Genomic DNA, 17,100 nt, shown 5'->3' with positions numbered 1-17,100 from the left:
TGTTTTTTTTTTTGCTTCTTACTACACAAATGACTCATTAAGTGCTAGACTAATAGATGAAACAGTTATGAATATCTGTATTAATATTATTTCTATTTATAATGTAATGATCATGTAAATAGCTTTGAAAAGGAAGGTGTCTCATGTTGCTTAAGGAAAAACAAGGTGTAGGAACTGTATCAGAAGAAGTAATTAAAGAAAAACAAGGTGACGAAACTGTATCAGAAGAAATGATTAAAGAAAAACAAGGTTCAACAACTGTAGTAGAAAGTTTAATCAATCATCAAGTTGATTACGTATTCGGTATTCCAGGAGCGAAAATCGATGGAGTATTCAATGAATTAGAAGATCATGGTCCAGAGTTGATCGTGACGCGTCATGAGCAAAATGCTGCCTTTATGGCGCAAGCAATTGGTCGTATTACTGGAGAACCAGGTGTGGTGATTGCGACAAGTGGGCCAGGTGCGAGTAATCTAGCAACCGGACTAGTCACAGCAACAGCAGAAGGTGATCCCGTGTTGGCAATCGCAGGGCAAGTAAAACGAAGTGATTTATTAAAATTAACACATCAAAGCATGAACAATGCTGCGTTGTTTGAACCAATCACAAAATATAGTGCAGAGATCCAAGATCCTGAAACAATTTCAGAAATTATCGCTAATGCCTATCGAATGGCAAAGAGTTCGAAAAAAGGCGCTAGTTTTATCAGTATCCCTCAAGATGTGGTAGATGCACCAGTCAAAAGTGAGGTCATCAAACCATTACAAGATCCTAAATTAGGCTCAGCATCTTCAGGAGATATCGACTATCTGGTTGAACGGATTCGTGAAGCGAAGTTACCTGTATTGTTAGTTGGAATGCGTGGATCAAGTAAAGATGAAACAGCAGCCATTCGTCAGCTTGTTGAAAAAACAGGATTGCCTGTGGTAGAAACTTTCCAAGCAGCCGGTGTCATTTCTCGTCAATTAGAAGACCACTTTTTTGGTCGAGTAGGTCTATTCCGCAATCAACCAGGAGATATGCTGTTAAAACGGAGTGATTTAGTGATTGCGATTGGTTATGATCCAATCGAATATGAAGCGAGAAACTGGAATGCTGAAAAAGATGCTAGAATCATCGTCATTGATGAAACACCAGCTGAAATCGACAGTTACATGCAACCAGAACGTGAACTAATCGGGGATATTTCTGCAACATTAGATTTACTGACAGAGTCATTAGAAGAAACACAAGTATCAGCAGATGCGCAAGAATATTTAAATACGTTGCAAGAAAAGTTGAAGGCACGAGATATTTGTGAAACCAGTAGTGAAGACGGGATCTTACATCCGTTAGAAGTGATCAATACACTGCAATCGAAAGTAACAGACGACATGACTGTGACGGTTGATGTAGGTAGTCATTATATTTGGATGGCCCGCCACTTTAGAAGTTATGAAGCACGTCATTTGCTATTCAGTAATGGCATGCAAACGTTAGGCGTTGCACTTCCTTGGGCGATCTCTGCTGCACTAGTTCGTCCAAATACGCAAGTAATCTCTGTATCAGGTGACGGTGGCTTCTTATTTTCTGCCCAAGACTTAGAAACAGCTGTGCGTAAAAAATTGAAGATCATTCATTTGATTTGGAATGATGGTCGTTATAATATGGTCGAGTTTCAAGAAATCATGAAATATGATCGAGCATCAGGGGTTGATTTTGGTCCAGTTGATTTTGTTCAATATGCCGAAGCTTTTGGCGCTAAAGGTCTGCGAGTAAGCAATGCAGAAGAATTGGCATCTGCCTTAGAAGAAGGATTTGCTACAGAAGGACCAGTCATCATCGATATCCCGATTGACTATCGAGATAATGAAAAATTAGGTGAAACGATCTTACCAGACCAATTTTATTGAAAAAATAGCGTGATTTGTGAAATATCAAAATCATAAAAAAGAAGTCCTTGAACCTCTAAGAGTTCAGGGATTTTTTTTGTGAAACATATAAGAAAAATTCTCAATGGAATTTGTGAAAAATTGCCAATAATTGCCGAATAAAATGCCCTTTTTTCTCCAAGAGGATGCTAGAAACTATTCAAATGCTCTTGTGAGAGTATGCACAAAAATAATGAAAGAGAGCGTATTACTGCTTTTTAAAATCTACGCTAGTATGGATGAAGACACAAGCGGTTTAAAAGATAAAAATTCATCAAGTGTTTACCACAGTTTACATTGAGCTGGAAAAAAACTGGATTATAATACTCTCTGCCCGTAACTAGCCAAATAGAATTTAACTTTTTGAGGTGCATTGCAACTACTACGTTAAAAGAGATTTGGCGAATAATACTTTTTTTGCGCGATTCCAAAAAAAGAAGTGCTTGGTCAATTTGACCAAGTTAGGTTTTGTTAGGTGGAATTTAGTGTATAAATAGATGTACAAAATTTTTTCAAAATCAAAAGTAAGGAGAAAAATTATGGGAACTAAAAAGAGGAAATGTTTTAATTTGGTTGCTGTAGGTTTAGCACTTGCGTCTGGCTTGGTGCTAACAGGTGCTAATGGAACCGTTGCTAGTGCCGATAGTGTTAAGACAGGTTATAAGTCTTCAGATGACTATTTGGTACAGCATGGTATTTATACGCTTGGTGCGACAGATGCAACGATTGAGGTTGGTTCTGTGAACGCAACTTCAATTTTATCTGCTACACATGCTATTGCTACGAATGTTCTTGCAAGTGAAATTCCGATGCAGTCACCGAATATACAAGTTATTCTGAAGCAAAGCAACGTTAAAGATGTACCTGGTCAATATAAGGTTACATTAGGCATTGCTGAAGATCCAGAGTTAGAAAAGACTGTGACAATTACCGTTGTAGATGAGAAAAAGGATGTTGGTCAAAATGGTATTTATTCATTAACTGCGAATGATGTAGTTTTTTCTATCGGGCAGGCAAATGAACAAACTATTATTGCTCAATCAGGAGCTCAAGCTAAGACTACGGCAGGGATTCCTCTAGAAGTAATTATTAAAAAATCAGATGTTAAGAGTTCAGAGGTTGGAGATTACAAAGTTGTATTAGGTATAAATGAAGATCCAACTATTAGCATTACAATTAACGTGAAGATTGTTGGAACAGAAGGTGAAAAGCCTAGCACAAAGGTGATTCGTGCTTATGATGCCGTGGTAGAGGCGGGGCATATCGACGATAATTTGATTCTTTCATCTGCGAATGCTGCGGTTATCAATCCAGTTACTGGAATGGAAGTAATAGAAACCCCAGTTTATATCAAATCAAGTACAGTCGAAGATAAAGCAGGAGTCTACTCTGTCGTATTAGGAGCGAAAGGTGATTCGTCAGTCCCAGAAAAAACAATTCAAGTAACAGTCCTTGGCAACTCATCTGGAGGTGGAGAAACAAATCCGGATACACCAATCCCTAGTCCGTGGATGATTCGTGCGTATGATGCTACAGTTGAAACAGGTCAAATTGATGATAATAGCATTCTTTCCGCTGCAAATGCTGCGGTCATTAATGCGGCTACGGGCATGACAATTGATACTCCCTATATTAAATCAAGTACAATTGAAGACAAGCCAGGAACCTATACAGTTGTATTAGATGCAAAAGGCGGATATTCATCAGTTCCAGATAAAACAATCCAAGTAACAGTCCTCGGTAACTCAGGAGGAAGTGGAGGAGCACACCAACTTCCAAATGAAATTTTTTAAAACTTTGGAAAAAACAATGATGTTATTTTTTTCAGAGCCTTGAAAAGGAAAAGGAAGAGGTATTTACAAGTATGAAAAAAAATATTTTAAAAGCGGTAGTAGGAATTGGAACAGTAGTCTTCATGGGGTGTGGCATGAGCATGCCTGTAGTTAATGCTGATGGGCTTACAGGAAATGTGACTCTAGATCCAGGTAGTAGTGGGGAAAGTAATGGGAATGATGGCAATGAAGTAAATGATATTCAAAGATATTTTATTTACGCAGAAAATGTTGCTCAAATTTTAGTAGGCAAAACAAGTGATCAACAGTTAATTGAAGCTGCTAGTGTGCAGGCTATGAATTTAATTGGAGGTAGTGTGGGAGTTGTTGTAAAAAATACCACCATTCATCCAAATAAAACAGGCAGTTATGAAGCAACTTTTGCTGTAGCGGAGGATTTGACTGTTGAGACAACTGTTAAAGTGAATGTTGTTGAAGAGCTTACTCATGCTGGTGAAGATGGATCAACTGATTTCCCGCATTCTTCTATGACAAGACCAGATTGGAGTTTCCAATAATTGAAGTGAAGAACGGTTACTCAAAAGGAATTTAATACGAAACTGTTAAGTTCTCACTTTTGATAAAAAAAGATAGAGTTACCTTCTATTTAGTTTATGGCTTCCAGCCACTTGTTTCAATAGGAATAGTCAAAACCACCCGTATAACGGGTGGTTTTGACTTTATTATAATCTCAGATAATATCAATAAAAAAGAAAAGAAGAATCTTAAAGCCTATGGCTAGAAGGATTACTGGTATTTTAATATGTATTGTCGGGATTAGTTGTTTGGTCAGCACACTTAGATGATATCATTGTGGTTTTCGTTGTATTAATTCTAATACTTATTCCCAGGGTGTTTGATTATAGTGTTTGAATAGCTTTCCTCAGAGCTAATTTCATTACTGAGGGAATTTTTTTAGTTTTATCGTATAATATATAATAACCTTTACATAGGTACAATTTCAGGATTTACAATTCGTGCAAGAATGGGAGAATAGGACAAAATGATGTATGAGCAAAAAAAATTGGAAGAATACAAAAGCTTGGGATATTATTTAGAAAAAATACGTAAGGGAAAGCACATCCCATATCGCGTTTTTAAAGAAAATGGTTTGTCTGTTTCTACATACCAAAGGGTTGTAAAAGAAGAGGCTGATTTAAAGCTATCTGACTTAGCAATCATAACAGAGGTACTTTGTTTATCGCCATTAGAAGTAAACATGGAAGCAGAAAATGCCTCGTTGACAGTAAGTTATCGCAAACGATTCATACAATTTCTGGAAACTGGGGAGTTTGAGGAGGCACAAAGAGTTTATAAAGGATTTAGGGAGTATATTGATTCTACCTCCTTTACATTAGGAAAACTATCAGTCATGTATATGTTCCAAGCTTTATTACTCTTGCATCATCCTCAGACTATAGTTACAAAAGAGGAAGCATTAGCAACTGAAAATGAAATTTTAAAGCGACTAGAAGAAGCAGAGGTTTTTACGCTTTTTGATATTGAATTTTTGGCCTTGCAATATCAATTAAATTTACAACGGATGGATTCCAACCTTTTCTTGAGATTACTCAGAGAAACAGATATCCAAATGACTGATTTTAGAACCAAATTAGTTCTTGATAATTTTTTTATTCAATTTACGCTGACAGTATTAGAACAAAAAAGGATGAAAGAGTTTAACGTTTTTAAAAAAATTATTAGCGATAAAGAATTCTTTCATTCGGATTGGTTTTTGTCAGTATTTAAAAGGACACTGGATACTCTAGAGAAAGGTTTTGTTTATGGACAAGTAGAGAAAATGAAAATCGAACTCTCAAAACAAAAAGAGGCTTTAGAGATAATATTAACTCGAGAAGAGTATATGAAAATTGCAGAGTTTTTTACCAATTTACTAAAGCTAAGTAAAGAATTGTAAAGCACGAGGGGCAAGTCCTCCGTGCTTTTTTTATCCTCAAAGTGAGACATTACCGAGAAATATAGCAGTTTCATACATACGCGATTCCTCAAAAGAAATATTTGGTCAATTTGAACAAGTTGTGCGCAGAGGGGGGAGATTTTTGTAAAATAATATTGTAAAAAACAGTATGTCTTGTTTGTGTTCTCTGGTGTAGTCTTTTTCGTTCGTGGGGCCTGTATAGACAAATAAGACAAACTACATTTAATTATAAATACTAGGAGAGTTTTTTATGAAGAAAAAACAGAAAAAAGTTTTGAATCACTTGCTTGCATGCTCTGCACTGCTCGTTTTGGGTGGTCCAGTTGTTGGTCAAGCTGTAATCAATGTTCCAGTTGCCCATGCAGATACAAATGCAAATCCAGTTGCTGATAAGACAACAATGCGTTCAATTACTGGTGTTAGTATCAAATCTTAGACATCTTTTCGTAGAGCCAGAAATAAATTAAACTTATCTACGAGAGGATGGATTTTATGACCCGATACGAAGAAAATTTCAAACAGATGATTGTTGAGCTGAATCAAACTGGACGTTCTGTTCGAGGATTGGCGAAAGAATATGGCTTATCTGAAGCAACGATTTACAAATGGAAAAATTTATATTTACCAAATCAGTCCACAGGACTGACCGGAAAAGAAGCGGCTGATTTGAGAAAAGAAAATGCTCGTTTGAAAGAGGAACTTGAAATATTAAAAAAAGCCGCAGCCATATTCTCTCGAAAGACCTAAAGTCACTTGTTCGATTCATTGAAAAATGGTGTAAGGAGTACACTGTTTCTTTGTTGTGTCGGTTATTAGAAATTCCTAGAAGTGTCTACTATTTTTATAAAAATAAATCGTTAACAGCTACAGAAGTCAGAAATAACCAATTGAAAAAGAAGATTTCAACGATCTTTTTTGATCATAAACAGAGATATGGTTCAACAAAAATCCATCAAGTGTTGCTAAAATAAGGAATTTCAGTATCTCTTAATCATGTACAAAAACTGATGAAACAATTAAATCTAAGGTCAATTGTGGTTAAGAAATACAGACCTCAACGGCCTGTTTAGCCGGTTTTTTTAAAAGAGAACATCTTAAATCAGGACTTTTCTACTAAAACTATCTGTGAAAAATGGGTAGCTGACATCACCTACATTCCAACTAAGAAAAATGGTTGGTGTTACTTATCTTCGATTATGGATTTACACATGAAAAAGATTATTAGCTATACATTTTCTAAACGAATGACTGTCGATTGTGTGTTACAAACATTCAATCAAGCAAAGCAACGGTACTACATTCCAGAAGGAATGATTCTACACACTGATTTAGGTAGTCAATATACAGCAATCGAAGTGGAAAATTGGCTTGAAAACAATAAAATAAGGCATTCCTATAGTCGCAAAGGAACACCATATGATAATGCAGGAATTGAGTCCTTCCATGCATCATTGAAAAAAGAAGAAGTATACACAACGACTTACTCAGACTTCGAAGAAGCGAATCGATCTTTATTTAGCTACATTGAAGGATTTTATAATCGTAATCGAATCCATAGTTCGATTCATTACTTAACTCCACAGGAGTTTGAAGATTTAGAAACAGAGAAAATGTCTTAGCAGTCTCTACTAAAATATGTCCAAGATATTGACTCAAATCCAATATCTATCACAAAATGATTTATTGGTAAATCATTTTATTGGAACTTATTTGAAAAAAATGAACTAAGTAATAAGCTTAATATTATTTAGGAAAAGTAAATATTTAGTATAATTCTAGAACCTATGATGAACAGTGTTTTCATTTTTGAATTTTGTAATGATCGCGAATATTTAAACTAACCATTTCTTTTAACTGTTATGTGTTTTTCGAATAGATGACGGGAATCTTAAGCTAAAAAATGCTATAATCAAAGAAGAACATAAGGGAGGATAAGCTAATGACTTTAGATGTAAACAAAGAAGAATTGACTATTATGGGCGTGAAATTCGATAGTTTTCGACTATTCAAAAGTGTTTGGTATGCAATCAGTACAAATATGATTGAAGGTTGTATTCCCAAAGTAAAAGAGGTTATTCGATTGCGTGAAGAAGCCATTGTATTAGGTATTTCATAATGGCTAGAAAACAATATGAAGATCCTGATAATATTTATACTTCCCCAAATTCAAAAGTATCAATAAATAAACTTGATGAGTAAGACTTTGAAAAATTGCAACAAGCAGAATACAGAATGGTTGCTTCTCAAATCTTAAAATTAATTGCACAACCGATTGAAGTTCATTCAATGAAAGATATACTAAAAATTCATGAGTTTCTTTTTCAAGATTTGTACTAGCGGGCAGGGTAGTACTGGAAAGGGAACATTTCAAAACAAGAGCATGCTTTTATGGCGATGCAATCGTTTGGAACAGCTGAGTCATATATGAACTCTTTAATTCAAGATTATTATAAGAATGCAAATACAAGGGACAAAGTTATTAGGCATTTAGCGTCAATATTAGCTAATGAAAATTATTTGCACCCTTTTCGTGAAGGAAATGGGAGGACTCAGCGTGAAGTGATTCGATCCCTAGGCTTAGCTAAGGGTTATGATTCGGAATTTAATGTTGAACTTGATGATGAGATTTATAATTTATCTCTGGATGGGACTGTTCATTGAGATATCAAGAAGTTGGAACAATTGGTCGATAAAATTTTAGTGAAAATCAACTAATTTTAGAAACTTTTAGCAGACCTTTCAAAAATATAGGAAGAGTATATCTACACCAAACCTCAAAATTAGCTTGCCCATACTTGTCAAAAAACCATGCTCATTTCATACTCATATTCGAAAATAGACAAAGATATGGCAGAAAAACGCTGATTTAATCGGAATCAGAAACGAATTAACATTACCAGACCAATTTTACTAAGGGGATGTTCAGATGACAGAAAAAGTATTATATCAACATGGTACATTAGGTGCGCTAATGGCGGGACTGATGGACGGGACTACTTCCATTGCGGGGGTCTTGAAGTACGGTACACTAGGTCTTGGAACATTACATGGGTTAGACGGCGAAGTGATATTTTTAGACGGTGAAGCCTATCAAGGTAGATCAGATGGTGCATTGATCCATTTGTCCGGAGAAGAGTCCACTCCTTATGCGGCAATCACTGCATTTTCAGCGGACCGTTCATTTACAGTCCAACATCTATCTAGCGAAGCATTAAAAGAAAAAATCTTGAAGGACGAAGCAGGGAAAAATCTCTTTTTAGCAGTCAAGATCAGCGGTTTATTTAAAGATATGCATATCCGGATCATGCCAAAACAAGAAAAACCATATCGACGCTTAGCGAAGATCTCAGAATCCCAGCCAGAGTTTCATCGATCAGATATTCAAGGGACAATTGTTGGGTTTTATACACCGGAATTATTTCAAGGGGTGGCTGCTGCAGGCTTCCATTTGCATTTTATTGACGATGAGAAAACATTTGGAGGGCATATCCTCGATTTTACTGTGTCGCAAGGAACAGTAGAAATCAGTCAAATGGAATCTTTGGTGCAACATTTTCCGACGAATGATCCGACTTTTATCCAAAATGAAATCGACTATGCAGATCTAGCTGCTGAAATCGAGCAAGCAGAATGATCTAGTCATTAAGAAACAAAAATAAAACCATAGCGTTGCTCCTTGAATTAGGCTATAATTTTGGGCATAGAAGGAGTGATTTTGGATGTTATGGACAGAAAAAGAAAAAAGAGATGCTTATGAAATTTTGCTACTCCAACAAAAAGGACTTTTAGAAGCAGAAGACAACTGGTTGGCCAATTTAGCTAATTCCTCTGCATTATTGAATGAAACATTACCTCAAACAGTCTTTGCCGGCTATTATTTATATGATGGACAAGAATTGATTTTAGGCCCTTTCCAAGGTAGAGTGTCATGTACCCGTATCAAAATGGGAAAAGGTGTTTGTGGCGAAGCAGCAGAAAAACAAAAAACATTGATCGTTGCGAATGTGAAAACCCATGAAAATTATATTTCATGTGATTCAGCCGCACAATCTGAAATCGTAGTACCTATGATCAAAGAAGGTCGATTGATCGGAGTACTTGATATCGATTGTGGTGTGACCGAGGGCTACGATGCTTTAGATCAAGAATTTTTGGAACAATATGTTGAGTTATTGTTAGGTGATTTTCCTGTAAATGTTATGAAATAAAATGAAAAAGAGTTGAAAAAAGGTGTTTGATCACTTTTTTTCAACTTTTTTTAATTTATTGAATATTTTTGTTTTCATAATCTAATTTTAATTTTATTATCATTTTATAAAATATTAAAGAACCAAGAGGAGAATGAGTTATGACAAGCGAAACAATCGTTTTAGGACAAAAATATGTATGTTATCCAATCGGCATCAAAAATAAAGTAGTCGGAGAAGTAATTGGAAAATTAGAAAACTGTGTGATTATGAGTGTAGAGGAATATGATCGTACAGATCACTTAGATATTCTAGAGAAATGTGGGAAAGTTGTCGCAAAATATACAGATATCTTTGAGTTGAGTCCCGTTGAACAGGTCTTTCAGTCACCAACCAAGCTGTATACACAAGCAATGGTATCTTAAAGTGATGAATACGCCTATCGCCTAGCAGGAAGTCTGATTTGAATAAGCTATTGTTAATTATCAGACTTCCTTTAATTTGCATACATAATAGAAGCAATTGAACATTCATACATAATCGTTAAGAAATAGAATACTCGAATACAGACAGTTGAAGAAGGGGCAAGTTAAAAGGGAAAATAACTTTTAACTTGCTTCTTTTTCTTTTTACTTTACAAAAGGAAGTAAATGATTTATATTATTGACAAGTCAATAATTGATTAGTCAAAGATAGTAGGAGGCAACATTATGGAGCTGAGAAAGTTAAGTCAATTGCTTTATCAGATAAAAATCATCAGTCAAGAAGGAACAGCTTTATTTGAAAAAGAAACTGGATTTAGTTTAACGAGGTACGAGATCTTGATGTTCTTACAAGAAAACGGGGAATGTTTGCAAAATAAGTTACAGAGCGATTTAAAAATCGATTTGGCAGCTATTTCACGTCATCTAAAGATATTAGAACAAAAAGGATATGTGATCAGAAAAAGAAATGAGAACAATAATCGTGAAGTATTCGTTTCTTTGTCCGATAAAGCAGTGAATGAATTGACCGAGTGTGAAAAAAATCATCAAGAATCAGATGACTCCCTGTGTGTTTCGCTATCAGATGAAGAAATCGATCAACTGACTAAATTACTAGATAAATTATACTAAAAATCAAAACGAAGAAAGAAGCGGTTAAGTAATGAATAAAACTCTAGCAAACAATGATTTTTCTGATATCGTCTTTGGCAGAAAATCAATCCGTGTGTACGATGAAAATGTGAAAATCCCTCATGAAGAAATGTTGGAAATGATCCAAGAAGCAACAACAGCACCATCTTCTGTGAATCTACAACCTTGGCGCTTTGTAGTAGTTGAAAGCGAAGAAGCAAAAGCGAAATTGAAACCATTGATCCGTTTCAACACAAAACAAAATGATACATCATCTGCCATGGTCTTGATTTTTGGTGATATGAATTGCTATGAATACGGAGAAGAAATCTATGATCAAGCTGTGGAAGAAGGCAAAATGCCAGCAGAAGTTCGTGACGAACAACTAGCAGCGATCATTCCTTATTACAAAAATTTCACACGTGAACAAATGAATGACGTAGTGAAGATCGATTCAAGCTTAGCAGCTATGCAATTTATGTTAACTGCACGTAGCCATGGATATGATACAAATCCAATCGGCGGATTTGAAGCAGACCAATTAGCCGAAGCTTTCGATTTGGACAAAGAACGTTATGTCCCTGTAATGATCTTGTCAGTTGGTAAAGCAGTCGATCAAGGCTACGAATCTGTTCGTTTAGCTTCAGAAAAAATCACTTCTTTCAAATAGAAAGAAAAAGGAGACGGACGAATGATCATCATCAATGCAAAATTTACCATCAAAGAAGCAAAACGCGCTGAATTTTTAGAAGAAGCGACACAATTGATCGAAGCGACTAGAAAAGAAGATGGCTGCTTGAGTTATCAATTGTATGAGTCAACGGAACAAGTAAATGTCTTTGTGATGGTTGAAAACTGGCGTGACGAACAAGCAATCGAAGGACATAACCAAAGTCCATTGTTGCAACAATTGTTCAAAAATATGCCTGAATATGCAGAAAAAGAAACAGAATTGAATGTCGCGAAAACACTTGCTTAAAAGGATTCGCTGACACGTTCTTTTACGATCGAAGCAGCTAAAGTAGAAAGAACGTTCACTTTAAGAGGGAGCAAGAAAAGTCTGATGTCTATTCATCCCTAAGACCTTTCTTGCTTCGCTCAAGAAGTGAAGCATCTACTCGAAAAGCAAACAACCATATTGAAAAAAAACTACATATATGGTATATTATGTAAGTATCTTGAAAATACCGTAACCCATTTTATTAAGGGGACGTTACGGATTCGACAGGCACAGTTCGAGCTTGAATTGCGTTTCGTAGGTTACGTCTACGCTAAAACGTTACAGTTAAATATAACTGCTAAAAACGAAAACAACTCTTACGCTTTAGCTGCCTAAAAACAGTTAGCGTAGATCCTCTCGGCATCGCCCATGTGCTCGAGTAAGGGTCCTAACTTTAGTGGGATACGTTTCAACTTTCCGTCTGTAAGTTGAAAAAGAGAACATCAGACTAGCGATACAGAATGCCTGTCACTCGGCAAGCTGTAAAGCGAACCTCTAAATGAGTTGACTATGAACGTAGATTTTTAAGTGGCGATGTGTTTGGACGCGGGTTCGACTCCCGCCGTCTCCATTCGGAGAAATCACACGATTTAGCTGAACGCTAGAATCCTTTTTATGAAGGATTTTAGCGTTTTTAGTTTTCAGTTTTCAGTTGTTCTTGCTTTTATGAAAATTTATCTAGGTCAAAATCCAGGTCAAAAATGTTTTTATATTGTATTTTCTTTTTTGAAGTCGGAAAATCACCGTTTCTTTGCGTATAATAGAGTTGGAGGATGAATTGTGATATTATGATCAATTACTTTTTTTACTTGAATAAGTAAAATACAGGTCATAGTGTATTTTTTAACCTATGGATGCTCTAGGCAGGAGGAAAGAAAATGAGAAATGAGAAGATATTGGCGATCGATGAAGATCTAACATTTAGAAGAATGATTTGGAAGGCCTTACAACCAGCTGGTGTATTGATCTATCAAAGTGATTGCGTCGAAAAAACACTGGATATCATGTCTAGAGTGACTTTTGATCTATATCTCTTAGATATTCGTTTAGCCCATCAAACAGATGGCTACCATATTGTTCAACTCATCCGAGAGCAAGACAGTCTTTCTCCCATCGTTTTTTTTACCGAACAACAAAATGAGATTGAAATTATCACTGGATTGGAGATGGGAGCAGATTATTACATCACTAAACCATTCAATCCGACACTGCTAAAGGCGCAAGTTCTCGCTATTTTGGACAGACACAACGTACTTAAAGAACAAACGACAAAGTGCAAAAAAAATAAAATCAGTATAGGTGATTTTTGCTTTGACAAAGCGCTTTATCGTTTATATAAAAAAGGCAAATCCATTGAGTTGTCTTCAAAAAAAATCAAGCTGATGCAATTCTTTATAGAAAATCCCGAACAGGTTTTTTCAAAGGAACAAATTTATCAAAGTGTTTGGAATGACAGTGAGCTGGATGCCAATACCATTATGGTTTTTATCAATCACTTACGAAACAAAATCGAAGATGATCCAAAAAATGTCCAGTACCTCAGAACGGTTAGAGGACTTGGTTATATTTTCTTACCCTCTGGTAAAGAAAGTAATCCTTCTAATTGAGCGAAAAAAATACCTAATGAAAGTAAATCTGCTGCACCACCAGGACTTAGATTGCGTTTGGTCAATCGTTGATCATAGATCGTTAATTCATCAAGTAGCTGCTTCCGTGGAAGCTTTGCTTGATGAATTTTTTTTGTCTCTTGTTGTACTTTTTGCCACTCCTGAATACCGCCTCGGTGAAGTATATTCCCGTCTTCGATTTCGCTCATCAATAAAACCAAGGCACGTAGAAAGACTTCATCGGGCGCATGATAGTTTGCTGAACGTAAGTAGGGAAGAAGAATGGAAGCAAGACTGGGATAACACTGAGCAGCTTCGCCACGAATACCTGAAATACCATGCACCAAAAAAAGCTCTTCCCCATGTGTACGCTGTGTCTTCCGCGCTAAATCATGAAAATCCTCTTTGATCAAATCATGGGTCAGTTCTCCGGTAAGCTTTAAAATTTGCTCCGTCTGTTTGGCGTTTAATGGAAGTCTTTGGATAAAACACTGTTGCATGTGCCAACCGATCGCGCCCAAGATGACTGCAAACGAAAAATTCGCTCCTTTATGTGTGTTGATGTCATTTGTTGCGTCAAGCATTGCTTGCTCTGCTTGATATCCAGTCTGCCTTAGCTGTTCAAATAATGATTTTGTGTTTCCTTTATGGGTAAGACCTAATGCGATATATTTTTGAAAAAAAGGTGTTAAGGTTTGGATACTTATTTGAAAAGTCTGAAAATCCATATCTGTATGCGCGCCATTTGAAATAGGATCGACTAATCCTGGTTTTGGACTTAATGCTACTTCGTAAAACAAAGCGTGCTGTGCAGCCTGTGAGATCGTACCGATCAGTTTGTGGTCAGTCAATTTTTCTACGCTCCATTTCAGCTAAAATAAATTGTAATGAACGATCTAAATGCTCGTGGGTGATCAAAGTGATTTGTTCTGCATTTTTTGTTTGCATCCCGCGATAGATCAGCCAATGTTCTTCAAGGGCTTTATCCCTGCGTCTGGATGAACGAATGGCGATATCGCGAAAATAAACGAGGTAAGCTTGTAACTCTAAGACAATGGATTTTAAACGGAGCATTTGGCTTTTTTCATAGATGAACGTATTGAAGTCCGAAAAATTTTGCAAGACTTTTTCTGTTTGATCTGCTTGATTATAGCTTTCGCCTCGTAATAATAGTTCTTTCAGCTCAATGAAATCTTCTTTTGTCATCTGATTCATTGCTTTGATCGTGGCAAGTGTATCTAAAGATTTACGGATATCATAGATTTCGTAAGCGTCTTTTATGCGGATACCTTTGACGACGATGCCGATTTTTGGGTACGTGTTCAACCAATTTTTCATTGACTAATTGTTTCATTGCTAAGCGAATAGGTGTACGGCTGATATTCAATTCTTCGGCTAAGACTTTTTCGTTGATCCGCGTATTGGCAGGGATATCGCCAAGAATGATCGTTTTACGAAACGCTTCATAAATAAGCACATTCAATGTCTTATTTTGTGTGAGGTCCAAATTTTTACGTAATGCTTCAACAACCTTGTTCATTTCTTCTCCCCATTTCTACTTTTGCTATAAAAAACTAAGTCAATGAATAAGTCTATCATGCTTTATCCTTCGCCTCATGAGAAATGACTAAAATGTGAGTGACTTTTATTTTACAAATCGGAATAAAGTGTCCGTCTGGAAATCTCTGAGAAATTGTTCCGTAACATCGAAAAAGAGAGGATCAATTGTTTTCTACTATTACGGAGCACTTCTCAGAGTGGACATCTACTTTAGACGGTTGTTTTTATTGGGAAATATAAAATGGCATATAGCCAAAAAGAATAATTGTGACGACAAAAATAGTAAAAATACCCAAGGCATATTTTCCAGCTTCTCGTTGCCATTTCCCCATATCCAATCCGGTCAAACGTAACAAAAGATAGATAAAAGCGACTAAAGGACTGAGCAAATGGAAGGCTTGACCCATCAAAGAGGCGAGAGCCATTTGCATATTCGTAAAGCCATAGGTATGTCCGGCTTCTGCTAAAACGGGTAATACACCGAAATAAAAACCGTCATTTGAAATAAAGAAAGTACCGGGCGCTGAAATCAACGCAATGACTAATCCCCAGAATCCTGCTAGTTGTTTTGGAATGAGATAAGTAAAGCTATTCGCGAGTGCTTCAGCCATACCGGAACCTTGGAAAAGCCCCATGAAAACTCCTGCTGCAAAAACTAAAATCACGACTTGCACTGCATCGCCACCATTTGCACCAATACGGGCGGATTGATCTTTTAGATTAGGGTAATTGACCATTAAGGCAATGCATGTTCCTACTAAAAATAATAAAAGAGGTGGTAAGGCAATCGAAGAGATAAACGAGCTTGCAACCAACCAGGCAATCAACACGATCGTGAGTATCCCATTGAATACAAAATTTTTAGGACAGCGCATTTTGACTGTTTCAGGATCGGTGATTTTAGTGATTTCTTCAATTTCCTCATTTGATAATTGGGTAATACCTAAACGGTCACGTTCTTGTTTTCCCATCCGGCGTGCAACGAAAAAAATGACATAAAGCAAAGACAAGATCATTCCAGGAGCTAGGTAAGACAAGATATCCGCATCGACTTCCAATACTGCCATCGCTCGAGCGGTCGGTCCACCCCAAGGTAATAGATTCATGATGGTATTTTGAAGAATGATCAATACCCCTAAGTTCATCATTTTCATGTTTAATTTTTTATAGATAGGAATAAAAGCGGAACAGCAAATCAACGTAGTCGTTGTCCCATCGCCATTCAGCGAAACGGTTGCGGCAACGATCGCAGTTGCCATTAAAACTTTCATCGGATCGCCTTTGGCAAAATAAATCATTTTTTTAGTGATTGGATCAAATAGACCAGCGTCTAACATGATTGAAAAATATAAAATGGCAAATAATAGCATGATTCCTGTATTTGAAGTTGTTTTGATGCCTTCTAATACAAAATCGCCAATATTTCCTTTCTTTGAAGCACCAGAAATCATTGCAATTAAGGTAAATAAAAGTGGAATAACCACAAGGGAAGTAAAAGGGGACATTTTCTTTTTCATGATGACATACATGAAGATAATGATCATTGCATAAGATAAAACGGTTAGTAACATACGCTTCTCCTTTTCTGATTGCATTGTTTGTAAGCGGTATTAAAATTAGATGGGTAGAAAATTATTCTTAGGACAGAAAGAGTTGTGTGTTTCTAAAATTGACGCCTCCTTGACGACTCTAGGATAAGCAATATTTTAAAGGGAAGATAGATGAAGTAAGAAAAAAGAACATGAAAAAAACAATTTGGTCTACCTAATCTTATCGAATGCTTAATAGTACCTTAACAAAACATTAATTCATTGGAAAAAGCTTTTATATCAATGTTTGTATTGCTTTTTTTGCCTGATTCAAGAAAAAGAAACAACAAAAAAACAATCTTATATCAGTTTGGAAAACATAATTGGTTGAATCATCCTATAATAAAAATAAGGACAGAAA

16 protein-coding genes, 1 other RNA gene and 2 pseudogenes are annotated in these 17,100 nt (G+C 36.2%); 16 read left to right on the top strand and 3 right to left on the bottom strand.

Going from position 1 to position 17,100, the window contains the following annotated elements:
• The first annotated feature begins 230 nt into the window (after window positions 1-230).
• The 16 genes and pseudogenes from alsS to IGJ49_RS09245 all read left to right on the top strand — a co-directional run bounded on the left by alsS (window position 231) and on the right by IGJ49_RS09245 (window position 13,590).
• Window positions 231-1,892, top strand: a complete 1,662-nt coding sequence (gene alsS / locus IGJ49_RS09320; protein WP_065096024.1) for an acetolactate synthase AlsS — start codon at window positions 231-233, stop codon at window positions 1,890-1,892.
• A gap of 557 nt (window positions 1,893-2,449) precedes the next feature.
• A complete protein-coding gene (locus IGJ49_RS09315; RefSeq protein WP_438723228.1) occupies window positions 2,450-3,703 on the top strand; it encodes a hypothetical protein in 1,254 nt (417 codons plus the stop codon).
• A gap of 71 nt (window positions 3,704-3,774) precedes the next feature.
• Complete coding sequence (locus tag IGJ49_RS09310; protein WP_438723226.1) at window positions 3,775-4,260, top strand: hypothetical protein; 486 nt, start codon at window positions 3,775-3,777, stop codon at window positions 4,258-4,260.
• Between the two features lie 485 nt (window positions 4,261-4,745).
• Window positions 4,746-5,660, top strand: a complete 915-nt coding sequence (locus tag IGJ49_RS09305; protein WP_051093541.1) for a hypothetical protein — start codon at window positions 4,746-4,748, stop codon at window positions 5,658-5,660.
• A 271-nt stretch (window positions 5,661-5,931) separates the two neighbouring features.
• Window positions 5,932-6,117 carry a hypothetical protein gene (locus IGJ49_RS09300; RefSeq protein WP_023519925.1) on the top strand — a complete coding sequence of 62 codons (186 nt, stop codon included), beginning with the start codon at window positions 5,932-5,934 and terminating at the stop codon, window positions 6,115-6,117.
• A gap of 56 nt (window positions 6,118-6,173) precedes the next feature.
• Window positions 6,174-7,300: pseudogene (locus IGJ49_RS09295) on the top strand (IS3 family transposase).
• Between the two features lie 320 nt (window positions 7,301-7,620).
• Window positions 7,621-7,797 (top strand): hypothetical protein, encoded by a 177-nt coding sequence (locus IGJ49_RS09290; RefSeq protein ID WP_010735074.1) that lies wholly within the window; start codon window positions 7,621-7,623, stop codon window positions 7,795-7,797.
• Between the two features lie 272 nt (window positions 7,798-8,069).
• Window positions 8,070-8,342, top strand: coding sequence for a Fic family protein (locus IGJ49_RS09285; RefSeq protein WP_309296175.1), 273 nt, complete (start codon window positions 8,070-8,072; stop codon window positions 8,340-8,342).
• A 265-nt stretch (window positions 8,343-8,607) separates the two neighbouring features.
• Window positions 8,608-9,315: an acetolactate decarboxylase gene (gene budA / locus IGJ49_RS09280; RefSeq protein ID WP_010735076.1), complete on the top strand. Its 708-nt coding sequence runs from the start codon at window positions 8,608-8,610 to the stop codon at window positions 9,313-9,315.
• A gap of 85 nt (window positions 9,316-9,400) precedes the next feature.
• Window positions 9,401-9,889, top strand: a complete 489-nt coding sequence (locus IGJ49_RS09275; protein WP_010735077.1) for a GAF domain-containing protein — start codon at window positions 9,401-9,403, stop codon at window positions 9,887-9,889.
• 140 nt (window positions 9,890-10,029) lie between these two features.
• The gene (locus tag IGJ49_RS09270; protein ID WP_023519921.1) at window positions 10,030-10,293 is read left to right on the top strand and encodes a hypothetical protein; all 264 of its coding nucleotides are present in this window, start codon (window positions 10,030-10,032) and stop codon (window positions 10,291-10,293) included.
• Window positions 10,294-10,578: 285 nt separating this feature from the next.
• Window positions 10,579-10,983 carry a MarR family winged helix-turn-helix transcriptional regulator gene (locus tag IGJ49_RS09265; protein WP_019724433.1) on the top strand — a complete coding sequence of 135 codons (405 nt, stop codon included), beginning with the start codon at window positions 10,579-10,581 and terminating at the stop codon, window positions 10,981-10,983.
• 31 nt (window positions 10,984-11,014) lie between these two features.
• A complete protein-coding gene (locus IGJ49_RS09260) occupies window positions 11,015-11,653 on the top strand; it encodes a nitroreductase family protein (RefSeq protein WP_010735080.1) in 639 nt (212 codons plus the stop codon).
• 21 nt (window positions 11,654-11,674) lie between these two features.
• Window positions 11,675-11,962, top strand: coding sequence for a putative quinol monooxygenase (locus IGJ49_RS09255; protein ID WP_023519920.1), 288 nt, complete (start codon window positions 11,675-11,677; stop codon window positions 11,960-11,962).
• Window positions 11,963-12,189: 227 nt separating this feature from the next.
• Window positions 12,190-12,557, top strand: a transfer-messenger RNA (tmRNA) gene (ssrA, locus tag IGJ49_RS09250).
• 304 nt (window positions 12,558-12,861) lie between these two features.
• On the top strand, window positions 12,862-13,590 hold the full coding sequence (locus tag IGJ49_RS09245; RefSeq protein ID WP_023519918.1) for a response regulator transcription factor: 729 nt from the start codon (window positions 12,862-12,864) through the stop codon (window positions 13,588-13,590).
• On the opposite strand, the gene citG is transcribed toward IGJ49_RS09245, so the two are convergent.
• The 3 genes and pseudogenes from citG to IGJ49_RS09230 all read right to left on the bottom strand — a co-directional run bounded on the left by citG (window position 13,545) and on the right by IGJ49_RS09230 (window position 16,721).
• Window positions 13,545-14,441, bottom strand: a complete 897-nt coding sequence (gene citG, locus IGJ49_RS09240; RefSeq protein ID WP_438723220.1) for a triphosphoribosyl-dephospho-CoA synthase CitG — start codon at window positions 14,439-14,441, stop codon at window positions 13,545-13,547. The genes IGJ49_RS09245 and citG overlap by 46 nt on opposite strands.
• A pseudogene (locus tag IGJ49_RS09235) lies at window positions 14,434-15,130 on the bottom strand (GntR family transcriptional regulator). The gene citG and the pseudogene IGJ49_RS09235 overlap by 8 nt, the downstream one beginning before the upstream one ends.
• 244 nt (window positions 15,131-15,374) lie before the next feature.
• Entirely contained in the window at window positions 15,375-16,721 is a 1,347-nt protein-coding gene (locus IGJ49_RS09230) for a CitMHS family transporter (RefSeq protein WP_023519915.1), read from the bottom strand.
• Between the last annotated feature and the right edge of the window lie 379 nt (window positions 16,722-17,100).

This window comes from Enterococcus sp. AZ171, assembly GCF_051714005.1.
In the GTDB taxonomy this organism is placed as follows: domain Bacteria; phylum Bacillota; class Bacilli; order Lactobacillales; family Enterococcaceae; genus Enterococcus_B; species Enterococcus_B pernyi.
The sequence above is the reverse complement of the archived record's forward strand: the minus strand, read 5'-3'. Positions and strand labels throughout refer to the sequence as shown.

Excerpts from the sequence above, each read along its gene's own strand:
- IGJ49_RS09230 (WP_023519915.1), bottom strand. The coding sequence starts at position 16,721 with ATGTTACTAACCGTTTTATCTTATGCAATGATCATTATCTTCATGTAT.
- IGJ49_RS09300 (WP_023519925.1), top strand. The coding sequence starts at position 5,932 with ATGAAGAAAAAACAGAAAAAAGTTTTGAATCACTTGCTTGCATGCTCT.
- IGJ49_RS09255 (WP_023519920.1), top strand. The coding sequence starts at position 11,675 with ATGATCATCATCAATGCAAAATTTACCATCAAAGAAGCAAAACGCGCT.
- alsS (WP_065096024.1), top strand. The coding sequence starts at position 231 with ATGATTAAAGAAAAACAAGGTTCAACAACTGTAGTAGAAAGTTTAATC.
- IGJ49_RS09285 (WP_309296175.1), top strand. The coding sequence starts at position 8,070 with ATGGCGATGCAATCGTTTGGAACAGCTGAGTCATATATGAACTCTTTA.
- IGJ49_RS09305 (WP_051093541.1), top strand. The coding sequence starts at position 4,746 with ATGATGTATGAGCAAAAAAAATTGGAAGAATACAAAAGCTTGGGATAT.
- budA (WP_010735076.1), top strand. The coding sequence starts at position 8,608 with ATGACAGAAAAAGTATTATATCAACATGGTACATTAGGTGCGCTAATG.
- IGJ49_RS09270 (WP_023519921.1), top strand. The coding sequence starts at position 10,030 with ATGACAAGCGAAACAATCGTTTTAGGACAAAAATATGTATGTTATCCA.
- IGJ49_RS09310 (WP_438723226.1), top strand. The coding sequence starts at position 3,775 with ATGAAAAAAAATATTTTAAAAGCGGTAGTAGGAATTGGAACAGTAGTC.
- IGJ49_RS09315 (WP_438723228.1), top strand. The coding sequence starts at position 2,450 with ATGGGAACTAAAAAGAGGAAATGTTTTAATTTGGTTGCTGTAGGTTTA.
- IGJ49_RS09265 (WP_019724433.1), top strand. The coding sequence starts at position 10,579 with ATGGAGCTGAGAAAGTTAAGTCAATTGCTTTATCAGATAAAAATCATC.
- IGJ49_RS09275 (WP_010735077.1), top strand. The coding sequence starts at position 9,401 with ATGTTATGGACAGAAAAAGAAAAAAGAGATGCTTATGAAATTTTGCTA.
- IGJ49_RS09245 (WP_023519918.1), top strand. The coding sequence starts at position 12,862 with ATGAGAAATGAGAAGATATTGGCGATCGATGAAGATCTAACATTTAGA.
- IGJ49_RS09290 (WP_010735074.1), top strand. The coding sequence starts at position 7,621 with ATGACTTTAGATGTAAACAAAGAAGAATTGACTATTATGGGCGTGAAA.
- IGJ49_RS09260 (WP_010735080.1), top strand. The coding sequence starts at position 11,015 with ATGAATAAAACTCTAGCAAACAATGATTTTTCTGATATCGTCTTTGGC.